At 70.1% G+C, this 14,887-nt stretch carries 18 protein-coding genes, 1 tRNA gene and 1 pseudogene; 5 read left to right on the forward strand and 15 right to left on the reverse strand.

Going from position 1 to position 14,887, the window contains the following annotated elements; genetic code table 11:
• Positions 1 to 4 precede the first annotated feature (4 nt).
• The 3 genes from OG978_RS21120 to OG978_RS21130 form a co-directional block, all read right to left on the reverse strand.
• On the reverse strand, positions 5 to 820 hold the full coding sequence (locus OG978_RS21120; RefSeq protein ID WP_326766728.1) for a YceI family protein: 816 nt from the start codon (positions 818 to 820) through the stop codon (positions 5 to 7).
• Positions 821 to 974: 154 nt separating this feature from the next.
• Positions 975 to 3,461, reverse strand: a complete 2,487-nt coding sequence (locus OG978_RS21125; protein ID WP_326766729.1) for an MFS transporter — start codon at positions 3,459 to 3,461, stop codon at positions 975 to 977.
• 23 nt (positions 3,462 to 3,484) lie between these two features.
• Positions 3,485 to 4,006 (reverse strand): MarR family winged helix-turn-helix transcriptional regulator, encoded by a 522-nt coding sequence (locus OG978_RS21130; RefSeq protein WP_326766730.1) that lies wholly within the window; start codon positions 4,004 to 4,006, stop codon positions 3,485 to 3,487.
• Between the two features lie 537 nt (positions 4,007 to 4,543).
• Here OG978_RS21130 and OG978_RS21135 point away from each other — a divergent pair.
• Positions 4,544 to 4,756, forward strand: coding sequence for a hypothetical protein (locus OG978_RS21135; protein ID WP_326766731.1), 213 nt, complete (start codon positions 4,544 to 4,546; stop codon positions 4,754 to 4,756).
• Positions 4,757 to 4,794: 38 nt separating this feature from the next.
• On the opposite strand, the gene OG978_RS21140 is transcribed toward OG978_RS21135, so the two are convergent.
• The 9 genes from OG978_RS21140 to OG978_RS21180 all read right to left on the reverse strand — a co-directional run bounded on the left by OG978_RS21140 (position 4,795) and on the right by OG978_RS21180 (position 10,474).
• On the reverse strand, positions 4,795 to 5,598 hold the full coding sequence (locus OG978_RS21140) for a hypothetical protein (protein WP_326766732.1): 804 nt from the start codon (positions 5,596 to 5,598) through the stop codon (positions 4,795 to 4,797).
• A gap of 67 nt (positions 5,599 to 5,665) precedes the next feature.
• The gene (locus OG978_RS21145) at positions 5,666 to 6,532 is read right to left on the reverse strand and encodes an RNA polymerase sigma factor SigF (protein WP_326766733.1); all 867 of its coding nucleotides are present in this window, start codon (positions 6,530 to 6,532) and stop codon (positions 5,666 to 5,668) included.
• A 235-nt stretch (positions 6,533 to 6,767) separates the two neighbouring features.
• Positions 6,768 to 7,667 carry an RNA polymerase sigma factor SigF gene (locus tag OG978_RS21150; protein WP_326766734.1) on the reverse strand — a complete coding sequence of 300 codons (900 nt, stop codon included), beginning with the start codon at positions 7,665 to 7,667 and terminating at the stop codon, positions 6,768 to 6,770.
• Positions 7,668 to 7,871: 204 nt separating this feature from the next.
• Positions 7,872 to 8,165, reverse strand: coding sequence for a Dabb family protein (locus OG978_RS21155; protein WP_326766735.1), 294 nt, complete (start codon positions 8,163 to 8,165; stop codon positions 7,872 to 7,874).
• 9 nt (positions 8,166 to 8,174) lie between these two features.
• Entirely contained in the window at positions 8,175 to 8,408 is a 234-nt protein-coding gene (locus tag OG978_RS21160) for a hypothetical protein (RefSeq protein ID WP_326770322.1), read from the reverse strand.
• Positions 8,409 to 8,820: 412 nt separating this feature from the next.
• A tRNA-Ser gene (locus OG978_RS21165) sits at positions 8,821 to 8,905 on the reverse strand.
• Positions 8,906 to 8,950: 45 nt separating this feature from the next.
• Positions 8,951 to 9,379, reverse strand: coding sequence for a tRNA adenosine(34) deaminase TadA (tadA, locus tag OG978_RS21170; RefSeq protein ID WP_326770106.1), 429 nt, complete (start codon positions 9,377 to 9,379; stop codon positions 8,951 to 8,953).
• Positions 9,380 to 9,481: 102 nt separating this feature from the next.
• Entirely contained in the window at positions 9,482 to 10,051 is a 570-nt protein-coding gene (locus OG978_RS21175) for a tRNA adenosine deaminase-associated protein (protein ID WP_326770107.1), read from the reverse strand.
• Positions 10,052 to 10,246: 195 nt separating this feature from the next.
• Positions 10,247 to 10,474: a hypothetical protein gene (locus OG978_RS21180; RefSeq protein ID WP_326766736.1), complete on the reverse strand. Its 228-nt coding sequence runs from the start codon at positions 10,472 to 10,474 to the stop codon at positions 10,247 to 10,249.
• A 103-nt stretch (positions 10,475 to 10,577) separates the two neighbouring features.
• On the opposite strand from OG978_RS21180, the gene upp reads away from it, so the two are divergent.
• Together upp and OG978_RS21190 are read left to right on the forward strand one after the other, a co-directional pair.
• The gene (upp, locus tag OG978_RS21185; RefSeq protein WP_266416595.1) at positions 10,578 to 11,213 is read left to right on the forward strand and encodes a uracil phosphoribosyltransferase; all 636 of its coding nucleotides are present in this window, start codon (positions 10,578 to 10,580) and stop codon (positions 11,211 to 11,213) included.
• A gap of 434 nt (positions 11,214 to 11,647) precedes the next feature.
• Entirely contained in the window at positions 11,648 to 11,779 is a 132-nt protein-coding gene (locus tag OG978_RS21190) for a DUF1272 domain-containing protein (protein ID WP_326770108.1), read from the forward strand.
• 57 nt (positions 11,780 to 11,836) lie between these two features.
• Here OG978_RS21190 and OG978_RS21195 read toward each other — a convergent pair whose 3' ends face one another.
• On the reverse strand, positions 11,837 to 12,433 hold the full coding sequence (locus OG978_RS21195; protein WP_326770109.1) for a LytR C-terminal domain-containing protein: 597 nt from the start codon (positions 12,431 to 12,433) through the stop codon (positions 11,837 to 11,839).
• Between the two features lie 178 nt (positions 12,434 to 12,611).
• Complete coding sequence (locus tag OG978_RS21200) at positions 12,612 to 12,908, reverse strand: type II toxin-antitoxin system VapB family antitoxin (RefSeq protein ID WP_072488263.1); 297 nt, start codon at positions 12,906 to 12,908, stop codon at positions 12,612 to 12,614.
• Positions 12,909 to 13,046: 138 nt separating this feature from the next.
• Between OG978_RS21200 and OG978_RS21205 the strand changes: the two are divergent.
• Positions 13,047 to 13,814: pseudogene (locus OG978_RS21205) on the forward strand (helicase HerA-like domain-containing protein); the annotation flags it as partial.
• A complete protein-coding gene (locus OG978_RS48335) occupies positions 13,795 to 14,085 on the forward strand; it encodes a helicase HerA-like domain-containing protein (RefSeq protein ID WP_442817723.1) in 291 nt (96 codons plus the stop codon). The pseudogene OG978_RS21205 and the gene OG978_RS48335, both read left to right, overlap by 20 nt.
• 18 nt (positions 14,086 to 14,103) lie before the next feature.
• Here OG978_RS48335 and OG978_RS21210 read toward each other — a convergent pair whose 3' ends face one another.
• Positions 14,104 to 14,712 carry an HhH-GPD-type base excision DNA repair protein gene (locus OG978_RS21210; protein WP_326766737.1) on the reverse strand — a complete coding sequence of 203 codons (609 nt, stop codon included), beginning with the start codon at positions 14,710 to 14,712 and terminating at the stop codon, positions 14,104 to 14,106.
• Between the last annotated feature and the right edge of the window lie 175 nt (positions 14,713 to 14,887).

Genomic DNA, 14,887 nt, shown 5'->3' on the forward strand with positions numbered 1-14,887 from the left:
CAGACTACGACGGCAGGGACTCACCCTGCACGGCCTGGATGTCGAGCTCCACCCGCAGCGTCGTACCGATCGCCGAGATGCCCGCCTGCACCACCTGGTTGTAGTTCATGGCGAAGTCCTCGCGGCGCAGTTCCGCCGTTGCGCTGAACGCCGCACGCACCCCGCCCCACGGGTCCGGGCCCGTCCCGAGGTAGCTCAGGTTCAGGTCGACCGGGCGCACGACACCGTGCAGCGACAGCTCGCCGTGGACCAGCCAGCGGTCGGGCCCCGCCGGGGTCAGTCCGTTCGAGCGGTACGTGATCTCCGGGAACCGGCCCGAGTCCAGGAAGTCGGGCGAACGCAGGTGCTTGTCGCGCATGCCGTTGCCCGTGTCGATGCTGGCCGCACTGATGACGGCGTCGACCCGGGACCGCTGGATGTCCTCCGCGATCTCGATCCGGCCGCCGAACTCGGTGAACCGGCCGTGCACGCTGGAGATCCCCAGGTGCTGCGCGACCGCGGCCACCGAGGAGTGCGCCGGGTCCAGCGACCAGGCACCCGGCGGCGGCAGCTCCACCCCGCCCTGGCGGGCCAGCACCACCGTGCCGGCCTCGACCCGCCCGCTCGCCGTGACGAGGGCGGTGGAGGCGGCGGGGGCGTACCCGACCGCCGTGACGATCACCGTGTACGCGCCGGCCTGCAGGGGACCGTCGGTCCGCACCGCCCCGTCCTCGTCGGCATTGGCCCGCAGCACCTGCGCGCCGGTCATGTCGGTGACCGTCACGACCGCGTGCTGGACCGCCCAGCCGTCCCGCGTCCGTACCTGTGCGCGAAGTCCCATCCCGTTTTCTCTCCTTGCTCCATGACTCAATGAGTCGGGCCCCGGGGCGGGGACGGCAGGCCGTCCCCTGCCTGCCGTCCCCGCCACCGGGGCCCATTTCCACCGGCCGGTACAGCGTCTCCGCTCGAAACGCCGACCCGCCAGGGGTCTGTGGTTACTCGCCGGGGTGGGCGAGCTCGATGTCGTGGCCGTCGGCCCCGCGACCGGCCACGGTCAGCGCGCTCGCCACCGGCGGGTAGCCGGTCGCGATGACCGAGTACTCGCCCGAGTCCAGGTCGGTGAAGGCGTACGCCCCGTCCTCCCCGGTCGTCGACGTGGCGACCACATTGCCCGCCGCGTCGACCAGTGTGACCCGGGCGTCCGGCAGCGGCCGCCGGGCCGAACCGGCCCGCACGACGCCCTGGACCAGCGCACCGGACTGCAGCGCGGCCTCGACCCGGGTGACGCCCTGGCCGCCGATCTCCACCGGCAGCGCCAGCGGACGGAACCCGGCGGCGTTCACCGCGACGGTCACCGAACCGGGGACCAGCTCACCGAAGGTGAACTCGCCCGTCTCACCGGACTTGCCGGTGGCCAGCACATCGCCGCGCACATCGGTCACGATGACCATGGCGCCCTCCACGGGTGCGGCGGTCTCCGCGGCCCGCACGGAGCCTGCCAGTCCGCTCGTACCGGAGAGCAGGATGTCGTACGCGAGCGGCTCGTCACCGACGACCACCGTGGACGCCTGCGGCTGGAAGCCGTCGGCGGACGCGATCAGGACGTAGGAGCCGGAGCCCGGCGCGTCCAGACCGTAGCTGCCGTCGGCCTGGGCGACGGAGCGCCCCAGCTGCCGGCCGGCCAGCGAGATCAGCGTGACGGCGGCCCGTGCGACGGGCGCGCCCTCGGCGCCGCGGACCACACCGTGCACGGCCGTGCCCTGCAGGGTGGCGACCGGGGCTTCCAGGGTGTCGACCGGGGTGACCGCGGCCGGTGCCTGGGAGACCGGCGCCACGGCGGTGGCCGGAGCCTCGACCGCGTCGGCGACGGGGGTCTCGGCCGTGGTCGGGGTCTCGCTCGAAGCGTTGCTCTTCAGGGCGACCTCCTTGATGAAGATCGTGATCACGAAGGCGACCAGCGCGGCCGGAGCGGCGTACAGGAAGACATCGCCGACACCGTGCCCGTAGGCGCTCTCCACGACCGTGCGGAACGGCGCGGGCAGCTTGTCCAGGTCGGGGATGCCCCCGCCGCCGGTGCCGCCTTGACCCATGGCCGCGCCCTTGGGACCGAGCTCCGCGAGGCCGTCCTTGACGTAGTGGGTGACGCGGTTCGCCATGACGGCGCCCAGCGCCGAGACGCCGATCGCACCGCCGAGGGAACGGAAGAAGGTGACGACGGAGCTGGCCGAGCCGAGGTCGGACGGAGCGACCTGGTTCTGCGTGGCGAGCACCAGGTTCTGCATCATCATGCCGATGCCGAGACCCATGACGGCCATGTAGACCGCGATGTGCCAGTACTCCGTGTCGTACCGGATGGTGCCGAGCAGCCCGAGTCCGGCGGTGACCAGGAAGCCACCGCTGACCAGCCAGGCCTTCCAGCGGCCGGTCCTGGTGATGACCTGGCCGGAGACCGTCGAGGAGATGAACAGACCCGCGATCATCGGGATCGTCATGACGCCCGACATCGTCGGCGACTTGCCGCGCGCCAGCTGGAAGTACTGGCTGAAGAAGACGGTGCCCGCGAACATCGCGATACCGACGAACAGCGAGGCCAGCGAGGCCAGCATGATGGTGCGGTTACGGAAGAGGCGCAGCGGGATGATCGGCTCGCTGGCCTTGGACTCGACGGCGATGAAGAGCCCGGCGAGCACGACGGAACCGATGACCATCGCGGCGGTCTGCCAGGACAGCCAGTCGTACTTGTCGCCCGCGAAGGTCACCCAGACGAGCAGCAGCGACACGGCGGCGCTGATGAAGAACGCGCCCCACCAGTCGACCTTGACCTGACGCTTCACGACCGGGAGCTTCAGCGTCTTCTGGAGCACGATCAGCGCGATGACGGCGAACGGCACACCGACGTAGAAGCACCAGCGCCAGCCCATCCAGCTGGTGTCGGTGATGACACCACCGAGCAGCGGACCACCGACGGTGGCGACGGCGAACACCGCACCGATGTATCCGCTGTAGCGACCGCGCTCACGCGGGGCGATCATCGCCGCCATGACGATCTGCGCCAGGGCGGAGAGACCGCCGACGCCGATGCCCTGGATGACACGGCAGGCGATCAGCATGCCGCTGCTGGTCGACATACCGGCGACGACCGAGCCCGCGACGTAGATGACGAGGGCTATCTGGACCAGCAGCTTCTTGCTGAACAGGTCGGAGAGCTTGCCCCACAGGGGGGTGGTGGCGGTCATCGCCAGCAGCGAGGCCGTGACGACCCAGGTGTAGGCGCTCTGGCCGCCGCCGAGGTCGGAGATGATCTCGGGCAGCGCGTTCGAGACGACCGTTGACGACAGGATCGCGACGAACATGCCGAGCATGAGCCCGGCCAGTGCTTCCATGATCTGCCGGTGTGTCATCGGCGCGCCGGACGAGGGATCGGACGATCCCCCGTGCTTGGCGTGGCCGCCCCGCACACCGGTTGGTGTGGTCGTAGCCATTTAAGTCCTTGTCTTTGCTTCTGTTACACGGGTGTACGGGTGTGCGCGTCGTTGTCGCTGTCGGCAGGCCGGGAACGGCAGTCGCCGCTGTGCTTTCCGGGGCCGCACCCGCTGGGCCCACGACAGGCGAAACTGTCGCGCAGCCGGGCCAACAGCGTGTTGAGCTGTCCGACCTCGTCGTCGGACCAGTCGGAGAGGCTGTGGGCGAACATCTCGGTGGTCCGCCGGTTCAGCTCGCTGAGCAGGTCGTGTCCGGCGGGGGTCAGCCGCAGGATGCGGGACCGCTTGTCCGCCGGGTCCGAGGACCGTTCGATCCAGCCACGCTCCGCCACATGGGCGACATGACGGCTGGTCACCGACATGTCGACGTCCAGCAGCTCGGCCAGCCGGCTGATCCGCATCTCGCCGTGCTGCCTGAGAAGGGACAGCACGGCGGCGGATCCGCCAGGACATTCGGCGGGCAGGATGCGGGCGAGACCCCGTTTGACGGCACCGACGGCGCTGAGCTGCCGGGCCAGTTCTTCGTACTGACTCCGTGCGGCCACGGGACCCCCCAGACATCTCATCGGTTCATCTTGTTGCTTAGGGCAACCATAGAAGCCGTTGGTTGCTGCAGGCAAACGAAAAGGGGCTTGCAGAAGTAAAGGAAAGCAAAAGGCTGCGTACGTCCCGGGTCAAAGGCCCAGCGTGAGGGGTGCGGGAGGTGAGGGATGTGTGTCGTGCCACAGCTGGGGCGGACGGGGCTCCGCTCCGAGGTGAGGGCGGCTGTGCAAGGGGGCGAGCACGCCGTGTGCACGCGACGCGGTGCGCGCGGGGAACGGAACGTACCGCAAGTGCCGCACAGAAAAGGCGAGTTGCCGCTTGCTGCCTGCGCCGGATCCCACAACTGACCTGTGTACGTACCTGAATCCGCCCCGGCACACCCCCGCCGGCCCGCTGGGCGAGCCCCGCTCCGCTGCGGCGCACCGGCCACTTCCTCAGTGGCCCCCGGCCACTTCCTCGGCGGTTCCATGGCCCTGGCCTCGGCCCTTTGCCGACCCGGGGGTTGGGCCGCCACGCCGAGTTCGCTAGGGTCCTGGCCCATGGCAAACAACCCCCACGCCCCGCAGGGCCCCGAGGGCAACCACGACCCGGCCGGCAGCACCCAGATGTTCCGCGCCTTCGTCGACGAGGGCGAGCCGCAGCGCCGGCAGCAGCCGGCCGCCGCCTCGTCCGGACCGCGCGTCGGGGTGATCGCCGTCGTCGTCGTGGTGGTCGTCGCCCTCGCGGCGGTCGCCTGGCTCGCGCTCAGCTGACCGGCGCTCGGTCACCGCACACTGCCCCCATCCACCCGTCACTTCAATACGGCGGTGACGTCCCGGGTCTCGACATGCATGCCCAGGGGCACCCGCCAGGCGTCCACGCAGACGGTGTACGTCTCCGTCCGCGCCGCTCCCGCGTCGATCGGCGCGGGCAGCGGCCCGGTCGACTCGATGGTCGCCCAGTCGACCCCCAGCGCGCCGATGACATGCGTGGCGAAGGTGACGCTTCCCGAGCGCGCCGGCGATCCTCCGGTGTTCCGGAACTCCACGGTCACCTTCTCGCACCAGCGCTCGTCCGCCGCCGCCCGTACCGGGGTGCCCACTGCCAGCACGGCGGGCCCGGCGGGTGCGGTGGATCCGGGTGCCGAAGGAGTCGCGGGCGTAGTGGAGCCCCCTCCGGTCCCGCCTGTGCCACCCGTATCGCCGCTTCCGCTGCCGGGGCCTGACGCGCCGGGCGTACCGGACGGCCCGGGGGTTCCGCCGCTCGCGGCGCCCGCATCTCCGGAGCCGTCGGCACGGTCGGAGGTCCCCGGCGAAGGCTCGCGGCCGCCGGAACGTCCCCCGGCATCCTCACCGCCACCGCCGTCACCACCCCTGCCGGGGTCGCGGCCCTTGCCGCCCCGGTCCAGCGGGACCAGCGTCACCTTCCCCGACGGCGCCACCGCCCCCGTCGGGTCTCTTCCGGGATCCGTTCCCGCCGCGCCGAGCGCCACATAGCCCTCGTCCGCCGTACCGCCGCCGCAGGCGGCCAGCACGCCGCCCAGGCACAGCACGGCCGCCGAGGCGGCGATCACGGTGCCCCGGCGGCCGTTCGAGCCGAGCATCTGACGTCGCATCGCGCCAGTGTGGCTGACGGTCCGTCAAATTGGAACCCTCGTGCTCCAGTACGGGAGTCCACGGCGGTCAGTCGGCGATGAGCCCTTCCCTGAGCTGGGCGAGCGTACGGGTCAGCAGGCGCGAGACGTGCATCTGCGAGATGCCGACCTCCTCGCCGATCTGCGACTGGGTCATGTTGGCGAAGAACCGCAGCATGATGATCTGGCGCTCGCGCGGCGGGAGCTTGGCCAGCAGCGGCTTGAGCGATTCGCGGTACTCGACGCCTTCCAGCGCCGAGTCCTCGTAACCGAGCCGGTCCGCGAGGGAGCCCTCGCCGCCGTCGTCCTCGGGCGAGGGCGAGTCCAGCGAGGAGGCGGTGTACGCGTTGCCGACGGCCAGCCCGTCGACCACGTCCTCCTCGGAGACGCCGAGCGCCTTGGCCAGCTCGGGCACGGTCGGCGAGCGGTCGAGCTTCTGCGCGAGCTCGTCGCTGGTCTTGGTCAGCGCGAGCCGCAGCTCCTGGAGCCGGCGCGGGACGCGCACCGACCACGAGGTGTCGCGGAAGAACCGCTTGATCTCCCCGACGACGGTCGGCATCGCGAACGTCGGGAATTCCACCCCCCGTTCGCAGTCGAACCGGTCGATCGCCTTGATCAGGCCGATCGTGCCGACCTGGACGATGTCCTCCATCGGCTCGTTCCGGCTGCGGAACCGCGCCGCGGCGTACCGCACCAGCGGGAGGTTGAGCTCGATGAGTGTGTCCCGTACGTAGGCACGCTCCGGGCTGTCCGTTCCTTCGGGGCCTGGTGCTGGCCCCAGCGCGGCGAGCCGCAGGAACAGGGAGCGGGACAGAGTGCGGGTGTCGATGGCTTCCGACGAGCTGGTGAGCACAACGGGTGCGGGTTCGCTCTTCGTGAGCGTGAGCACCTTCGAGCTGCCCTGTTCTGCGGACATGCCACCCCCTTGAGGTCGCGGACGGTCGCGTGGAGCCGCGACCATCGGAGGAACGCAGCCTCCACCTGAATACCGGAGGCGAGGCCACGGCAAACGCGGTTCCCGCAGAATGTCACATGTCGGCAACACGCTGTAGTGACATGTCGACAAGTCTTTGTGGCGTCTGCGCAGTTAACAGGGGGTGCGAGGCATTTGGGTCGCGCGAACCGGACTTCGAGCGCTCTACCCGATCCGGTTAGGCCTCGATCCTGTTTGCGGATCGAAGTCGGGCGAAGCTACGGGCCAACAGTCTTGACACATGCATCTGGGAGACTCCCAGTTCCGCACTGATCTGGGACTGCGTGAGATTGCTGTAGTAGCGCAGCAGAAGGATGCGCTGCTCGCGCTCGGGCAGCTGTACGAGCAGATGCCGGACCAGGTCGCGGTGCTCGACCCCGGCGAGCGCCGGGTCCTCGTAGCCGAGCCGGTCCAGCAGTCCGGGCAGTCCGTCGCCCTCCTGGGCGGCCTCCAGCGAGGTCGCGTGGTAGGAGCGTCCGGCCTCGATGCAGGCGAGCACCTCGTCCTCGGAGATCTTCAGCCGCTCGGCGATCTCCGCGGTGGTGGGTGAGCGGCCGTGAGCGGTCGTCAGGTCCTCGGTGGCGCCGGTGACCTGGACCCACAGCTCGTGAAGCCGCCGGGGGACGTGGACGGTCCGTACGTTGTCCCGGAAGTACCGCTTGATCTCCCCGACGACGGTCGGCATCGCGAACGTCGGGAACTGGACGCCGCGTTCGGGGTCGAACCGGTCGATGGCGTTGATCAGGCCGATCGTGCCGACCTGGACGACGTCCTCCATCGGCTCGTTGCGGCTGCGGAACCGTGCCGCGGCGTACCGCACGAGGGGGAGGTTCGCCTCGATGAGGGCCGCCCGCACCCGGCCGTGCTCCGGGGTCCCCGGCTCCAGGTTCTTGAGCTGTCCGAAGAGCACCTGGGTGAGCGCCCTGGTGTCCGCGCCCCGGGTCCTGGCGGGCGTCGTCGTACTGTCGGGAGTCTCGGTCCGGATTGCCTGGCCCGGCTCGATCACCTGGCTCGGCTGGATCACCTGGCTCGGCTGGACGGACTGGGGAGGCACTTGAGGCGCTGTACTGGCCGGCACGATGAGGCCACCCCTTTGCGGTCAACTTCGGTCAACTCATCCGTCAAAAGCGGTCATAGCATCACAAGACATGCCCACTGTGTGCAAGCACCGTATAGCGTCGTGTTGGGGTCAACTTGGTTTAAACACCAAAAAAAGCCCCTCACCGTGATGGTGAGGGGCTCGGAGGCGGTCCGGACCGTAACGGAAGCCGGACCGGCCGGATCAGAAGGGGTAGTCGGCGATCACCCAGGTGGCGAACTCGCGCCACTGCCCGGCGGCGGCCTGGTGGGCGGGGTGCTCGATGTACCGCTTCAGGGCGTTCTGGTCGGCGACCGCGGAGTTGATGGCGAAGTCGTACGCGATCGGCCGGTCGGTGATGTTCCAGGCGCACTCCCAGAACGCGAGCTCGGGGATCTGCCCCTCCAGCTCCTGGAAGGCCTTCGCCCCGGCCACGACCCGCGGGTCGTCCCGCTCGACGCCGTCGTTCAGCTTGAACAGGACCAGATGGCGGATCACGGTGTACTCCTACTTCACGAGCTCGGACATGAAGTCGCCGACGCCCTGTGCGGCACTCGAAACGCCCTCGAACCCTACCTGGACGAGGTCCGCCGCCCGCTCCGGGGACGTGATGATCGTGTACGCCACGAAGACGAATACCACGTAGAGAGCTATCTTCCTCGCTTGCGCCACAGCTCCTGCCTCCCCTTCGATCCCCTGTTTCGATCCCCTGTGCAGTCGGGCGATTCTATCCGCACGCATGGTCGGACCCCTCGGAGGATTCCGACCGCTCACATGGCCTTTAAGGACCAAGGACCCTTCGATCGGGGCCCTTTGCCCTCCCGCACGGCCGCCGCGAGGGAGCAGGATGGACGTGAGCCCGGCGGATGAGGCAGGAATCCGAGGGGCTCGGAACGGGCCCCCACTGTGGGGTTCTCGCCGCCGGACCACCCCCTGACCGCGGCGAGGGCTTGAGGGCCCTGTTCTCGTCGGGGGAAGCGGCTTGTCCCCCCGATGCCGCTTCCCCCGACCTGGGCGTGGGTGAGCTGTGGCCCCGGCACGACGACCGTCGCGCCGGGGCCACAGCCGTATCCGTACACGAGGTACGAGGCCGGCATCCGGCGGTACGGAAACTCGAAGGGCCCGACGCGATGCGTCGGGCCCTTCACAAGAGCGGTAGCGGAGGGATTTGAACCCTCGGTGAGTTTCCCCACACTCGCTTTCGAGGCGAGCTCCTTCGGCCGCTCGGACACGCTACCGAGAGAGAGCTTAGACCATTGCGGGCCGCGGACAGAAATCGGTTCTCAGAGGTCGCGGAAGAAGGCCGTCAGGCGGTCGGCGCAGACATCCTCCAGGACTCCCTGGATGACCTCCGGGCGGTGGTTGAGCCGGCGGTCGCGTACGACGTCCCAGAGGGAGCCCGCCGCGCCCGCCTTCTCGTCCCGGGCCCCGTAGACCACGCGGTCCACGCGGGACTGCACCAGTGCGCCCGCGCACATCGTGCAGGGCTCCAGGGTGACGACCAGGGTGCATCCGGACAGCCGCCACCGGCCGAGTGCCGCCGCGGCCCTGCGGACGGCGAGGACCTCGGCGTGCGCGGTCGGGTCGCCGGTCGCCTCGCGTTCGTTGTGGCCCGTGGCGAGCAGGACGCCGTCCGGGCCGAGCACGACGGCGCCGACCGGCACATCGCCGGCCCGCGCCGCCAGGTCGGCCTCGGCCAGGGCGCGGCGCATGTGCGCCCGCCACGGGTCTCGTACGGGATCGTGCGGTTCTCTTGCGGGGTCGTGCGGTTCCGGCGGTCCTTGCGGGTGTGGTGGTTCGCTCACCCGCGGACCCTAACGGACGGTCTCCAGGACCTCGGCCGCGCCCAGCGCGTCCGCGATCTCCACCATCGCGTCCGTGCGCAGCATCAGCAGCTCGGCCTCGGGAAGCCCGAGGTCGGCCAGGATCCGGGTGTCGCCGAGCGGGCCCGCCGGTACGGCGTCGGCGTCGATTCCGTCGTCATCGTCGTCGTCGGTGTCTGTGTCGGTGTCGTTGTCGGGGGTGTTGTCCGGGTCGCCGTCCTCCGTGCCGTCGAGGCCGACGAGCTCTTCGAGGGCGGCAATCGTGTCCTCGGCCCCGGGTTCGCGGCCGAGCAGTTCATCGGTGAGCAGGATCTCCCCGTACGAGGAGCGGGCTGCGGCGGTGGCGTCCGAGACGAAGATCCGGGGATCGTCCTCACCGTCCACCCGGACGACGCCGAACCAGGCGTCCTCCTGTTCGATGAAGACGAGCACCGTGTCCTCGTCCACTGAGGCCTCACGGGCCAGATCCGTCAGGTCGGACAGGGTCTCCACATCGTCGAGCTCCGTGTCGCTCGCTTCCCACCCGTCTTCGGTGCGCGCGAGCAGTGCGGCGAAGTACACCGTGACTCTCCCACTGGTCTTAGGGGTGTCGGTCCGGCGGGAGGGCAGTCGGTGGCCCGGCTGTCCTGCGTCCCGCCCATCGGAATCGTGGCAGAAACAAGGGCTTCGCGAGAGGAGTTCGGCCGTTGCGTCGGCCATCAGTTCTCCTGGACACCGCCACCAGGGGGATGCCGGGGACGCCGGACAGCCCTCCGGCTACCAGCGGAAGGTGCGCATGCGCATGGCCTGGCGCATCCGGGCCGCCCTCGCACGGCGGGGCTGTACCCGGTCGCGGAGCGCCTTCGCCTCGTGGAGCTCGCGCAGGAACTGGGCGCGCCGCCTACGGCGCGCCGCGTCGGTCTCCTCCGGGTCCTGCTGGACCTCCGCGTCCCGCGGGGCCGGCGCGTCCGGCTGGTCCCGCTTCCGCTTTTCCCCGTCCGGCATCGGCTCATCACCCCAAGGCTGGGTCCGTATGCCCCCACCTTCCCCCCGAACATGCGGTTGATGCCAGCGCACGGGTGCGGGAGGCACGGTTACTGTTGAGCCCATGCGGATCCACGTCGTCGACCACCCACTGGTCGCGCACAAACTCACCACCCTGCGCGACAAGCGCACCGACTCCCCGACCTTCCGGCGGCTCGCCGACGAGCTGGTCACCCTGCTCGCCTACGAGGCCACCCGGGATGTGCGCACCGAACAGGTCGACATCGAGACCCCGGTCACGCCGACGACCGGCGTGAAGCTGTCGCACCCGCGGCCGCTGGTCGTGCCGATCCTGCGGGCCGGCCTCGGCATGCTCGACGGCATGGTGCGGCTGCTGCCGACCGCCGAGGTGGGCTTCCTGGGCATGATCCGCAATGAGGAGACGCTCAAGGCGGAGACGTACGCCACCCGGATGCCGGAGGACCTCTCGGGCCGCCAGGTGTACGTCCTGGACCCGATGCTGGCCACCGGCGGCACGCTGGTCGCGGCCATCCAGGAGCTGATCAAGCGCGGTGCGGACGATGTCACCGCGGTCGTGCTGCTCGCGGCGCCCGAGGGCGTCGAGGTGATGGAGCGCGAGCTGGCCGGTACGCCGGTGACCGTGGTCACCGCCTCGGTCGACGAGCGGCTCAACGAGAATGGCTACATCGTCCCGGGTCTCGGTGACGCGGGCGACCGGATGTACGGCACGGTCGACTAGCAGGACTGTCCGGCCGGTCGAGGCCGGGCAGGTATCAGTGCCCCGGCCGGGATTCCGTTTCCCGGCCGGGGCACTGCGCGATCGGTCCCCGGATCCGTCGAAGGGAGTCTCCGGGGCCTGCCGGAGGGCGTGATGGCGTCTCCGGGCGCCGGGCCCGGGCGGGCACGAGTCTGCGGTGCGGGTTTGCGGTGCGGGTCCGAGGGGGTGAGCAGCTTCAGTCGTGGCAGGATTCTGCGCAGATCTGTCCCTGCCTGTGCTTTCCGACCAGGATCTCTGTGCCGAGAATGGGCGTCCGACGTCATCCGGTGCCGGTGCCGGTGCCGGTGCCGGTGCCGGTGCCGGTGCCGGTGACCGAGCGGCGGGCGTCCGAATCCGCTGGAGGAGCCATGGCCTTGGAGATGCGCGACCGCTGCGAACGGTGTGGGAACGCGGCGCTGCCGCAGGACTCGCCCGCCCGCATCTGCTCGTACGAGTGCACGTTCTGCGTGCCCTGCAGTGACCTCATGCAGAACACGTGCCCCAACTGCGGTGGCGAACTCGTGGCGCGCCCTCGCCGCAGGCCCTAGGCGGCGGACGGGAGGCTTCCTTCGCACCTTCACCCGGACGAGGGGTGCCCGCAGCCGTCAGCAGGACGACGGTGCGGGGGCCGGCTTCGTCAGGACGGCGAGGGCCGCAGCCGCCGACCGGGGCGTGTTGAACGCCTTGAACTTCGTACCGAGAATCAGATCGACGTCCGCCGTCCTGCGGGCATCGGTCTTCGGGGTGGCGCCCCGCAACTGCGTACCGAGGACCGGGAACGAGCCGTTCGTGGCCGAAGGGGCGCCCAGCAGCACCCCGGGGCCGGGGACCTTCTTGTCGTACGCGGCCGGGGCGTTCCCCACCTTGCCGATGGTGAAGCCGCGCTTCTTCAGTTCGTCGGCGGCCTTCTTGGCGAGTCCGCTGCGCGGTGTCGCGTTGTAGACGTTGACGGTGATCTTCGCGGGCTTCGGCAGCACCTTCGCGGGCGCGGACGGCTTGGGGGTGGGGCAGTCCGTCTTGTGGTCGGCGGCGCTGGCCTTCCGGTCGCCGCCGGTGAAGACGTCGATGAGCTGCATCGTGCCCCATCCGGCCAGCCCGAGGGCGACCACGGAAGCGGTGGCAGCGAGGATCAGTTTGCCGCGATGCCGGGGGCGGCGCATCCGCGGATATTTGTCGCCCGTGATGCGGTACTTTCCGCCCATGCCGGGGGGAGTGAGCATGCTCATGGGCGCAGCGTAGTGCGACCCGGTGATGATGCCTACTAAATGATCAATGGATCGCACCCGTCCGGGTGCGAAAGCACCCGAACGAACCCGGGGCGGCCCGAAGGTCTCGCGGGTCCGGTCAGCCCCGCCGGTCCGTGGGCGGAGCCCGCTTCGGTCAGCCGAGTTCGAGCACGCGGGCGTGCAGTACCTGGCGCTGCTGAAGCGCGGCGCGGACCGCGCGGTGCAGTCCGTCCTCCAGATAGAGGTCGCCCTGCCACTTCACGACGTGCGCGAACAGGTCACCGTAGAACGTCGAGTCCTCGGCGAGGAGGGTTTCGAGGTCCAGGTTGCCCTTGGTGGTCACCAGCTGATCGAGGCGGACCGGGCGCGGCGCGACATCCGCCCACTGCCGGGTGCTTTCCCGGCCGTGGTCGGGATAAGGCCGCCCATTTCCGATGCGCTTGAAGATCACACGGAGAGCCTACCGGGCAAGAGCCTCCGGGCGCAGCCATGGGGCGGGACTGCGATGCTGGCAAGAACGCCACAAAAGCATGCATTCCGGAATAGAGGCCCCGATGAGTGACAGCCGAGCGACGGCCTGAGTGACAGCTTGAGTGACAGCGACAGCACGGGCGGAGGCGCGGGCGGCGGTGTTCTGCCGGAGCCGGCGCGGGAGATCGCCGCCGGGTACGCCGTCTCCGGGGCCGCCCTCGACCTGGGCGCGCTGCTCTGGGACGGCAGCTGCCTGCCGGACGCGCAGATCCGGATTCCGCTGGCGATGCTCAACCGGCACGGACTCGTCGCGGGCGCCACCGGAACCGGAAAGACCAAGACGCTCCAACTGATCGCCGAGCAGCTCTCGGCGGGCGGTGTCCCCGTCTTCCTCGCCGACATCAAGGGCGATGTCTCGGGCATCGCTGCCCCGGGCGTGCCGGGGGACCGGGTCGCCGGGCGGGCCGGGCAGGTGGGGCAGGTGTGGGAGGCCAAGGGCTTCCCGTGCGAGTTCTACGCGCTCGGCGGCATCGGTCCCGGCATCCCGCTGCGCGCGACGGTCACCAGCTTCGGGCCCGTACTCCTGTCCAAGGTGCTTCAGCTCAACCAGACGCAGGAGCAGTCGCTCGGCCTGATCTTCCATTACGCCGATGCCAAGGGCCTGGAGTTGGTGGACCTCAAGGACCTGCGGGCCGTGGTCGCGTTTGTCGTATCGGACACCGGAAGGGCCGAACTCAAGGAGATCGGCGGTCTCTCCACGGCGACCGCGGGAGTGATCCTGCGGTCGATCACCGCCTTCGAGCAGCAGGGTGTGAGCGGCTTCTTCGGTGAACCGGAGTTCGCTGTACGGGAGTTATGCGCAGGCGGTGGACCGGGAGTCGGCGTACGAGAAGCTGAGCGCCGGTCAGGGGGCGAAGCGACGGGTTGCCGAGGCGGAGGCGGCGAAGGCGGCGGCGGCCGCGGACAGGGCGGCGGTGGAGGAGACGGTGCGCGGTGAGGGGGCGCGCGGGGGCGGGAAGGGGGCCGAGGAGGACGCCTCGCTGGTCGAGCAGGTGGTGCGGAGCGGGATGTTCCGGTCGCTGGCCGGGTCCGTCGGGACGCAGTTGAGCCGGGAGATCTCGCGGTCGCTCTTCGGTACGGCCCGCCGCAGGCGGTAGGCAGTAGGCGGGGGAGGGCTACATTTCGGCGGCGCGCTTGGCCGCCTGCTTCGCGTGCTGCTTGTACGCGCGGACCTCGGCGAGGGATTCCGGGCCCGTGATGTCGGCGACCGACCGGTGCGAGCCGGCCTCGCCGTACGGTCCCGCCGCCTCCCGCCAGCCCGTCGGCCGGACCCCGAACTGCTTGCCCAGCAGCGCCAGGAAGATCTGTGCCTTCTGGGTGCCGAACCCGGGCAGCGCGTTCAGCCGTTTCCGCAGCTCGGCGCCGTCGCGGGCATCGGTCCACACCGCGCTCGCGTCGCCGTCGTACTCCGCCACCAGGTACTGGCACAACTGCTGGACCCGTTTGGCCATGGAACCGGGATAGCGGTGCAGGGCGGGCTTCGCCGTGAAGAGTTCGGCGAACACCTCCGGGTCGTAGGCGGCGATCTCGTGGGCGTCCAGGTCGTCGCCGCCCATGCGCTGCGCCAGGGAGTACGGACCGGAGAAGGCCCATTCCATCGGTACCTGCTGGTCCAGCAGCATGCCTACCAGCGCGGCGAGCGGGCTGCGCGCGAGGAGCTCGTCCGCCTTCGGCTCCTGGGCGATCCGCAGGGTGACGTCCTGGTCCTTGTTGCTCTTGGTCATGCCATTGATCATCCCGACGGCGGTGTGGCCCGGCCACTCCACCGCCCGCCGGTGTAGCCGTTTGCCGTACGGACGGATCGGCTGCCCGAAGGGGCAGGACCGGCTGCCCCCGGCCGGCGGGGTCCGGGCTGGACGGGGCAGTGAGGCGTCGTGAAGGTGGAGTGGTGAGGCCATC

The organism is Streptomyces sp. NBC_01591 (assembly GCF_035918155.1).
GTDB lineage: Bacteria > Actinomycetota > Actinomycetes > Streptomycetales > Streptomycetaceae > Streptomyces.

Bases quoted from the DNA above. Each gene is read 5' to 3' on its own strand.
- OG978_RS21135 (WP_326766731.1), top strand. From the start codon at position 4,544: ATGGCAAACAACCCCCACGCCCCGCAGGGCCCCGAGGGCAACCACGAC.
- OG978_RS21160 (WP_326770322.1), bottom strand. From the start codon at position 8,408: ATGCGTGCGGATAGAATCGCCCGACTGCACAGGGGATCGAAACAGGGG.
- OG978_RS21210 (WP_326766737.1), bottom strand. From the start codon at position 14,712: ATGACCAAGAGCAACAAGGACCAGGACGTCACCCTGCGGATCGCCCAG.
- upp (WP_266416595.1), top strand. From the start codon at position 10,578: ATGCGGATCCACGTCGTCGACCACCCACTGGTCGCGCACAAACTCACC.
- OG978_RS21120 (WP_326766728.1), bottom strand. From the start codon at position 820: ATGGGACTTCGCGCACAGGTACGGACGCGGGACGGCTGGGCGGTCCAG.
- OG978_RS21140 (WP_326766732.1), bottom strand. From the start codon at position 5,598: ATGCGACGTCAGATGCTCGGCTCGAACGGCCGCCGGGGCACCGTGATC.
- tadA (WP_326770106.1), bottom strand. From the start codon at position 9,379: ATGCGCCGCGCCCTGGCCGAGGCCGACCTGGCGGCGCGGGCCGGCGAT.
- OG978_RS21180 (WP_326766736.1), bottom strand. From the start codon at position 10,474: ATGCCGGACGGGGAAAAGCGGAAGCGGGACCAGCCGGACGCGCCGGCC.
- OG978_RS21125 (WP_326766729.1), bottom strand. From the start codon at position 3,461: ATGGCTACGACCACACCAACCGGTGTGCGGGGCGGCCACGCCAAGCAC.
- OG978_RS21195 (WP_326770109.1), bottom strand. From the start codon at position 12,433: ATGGGCGGAAAGTACCGCATCACGGGCGACAAATATCCGCGGATGCGC.
- OG978_RS21145 (WP_326766733.1), bottom strand. From the start codon at position 6,532: ATGTCCGCAGAACAGGGCAGCTCGAAGGTGCTCACGCTCACGAAGAGC.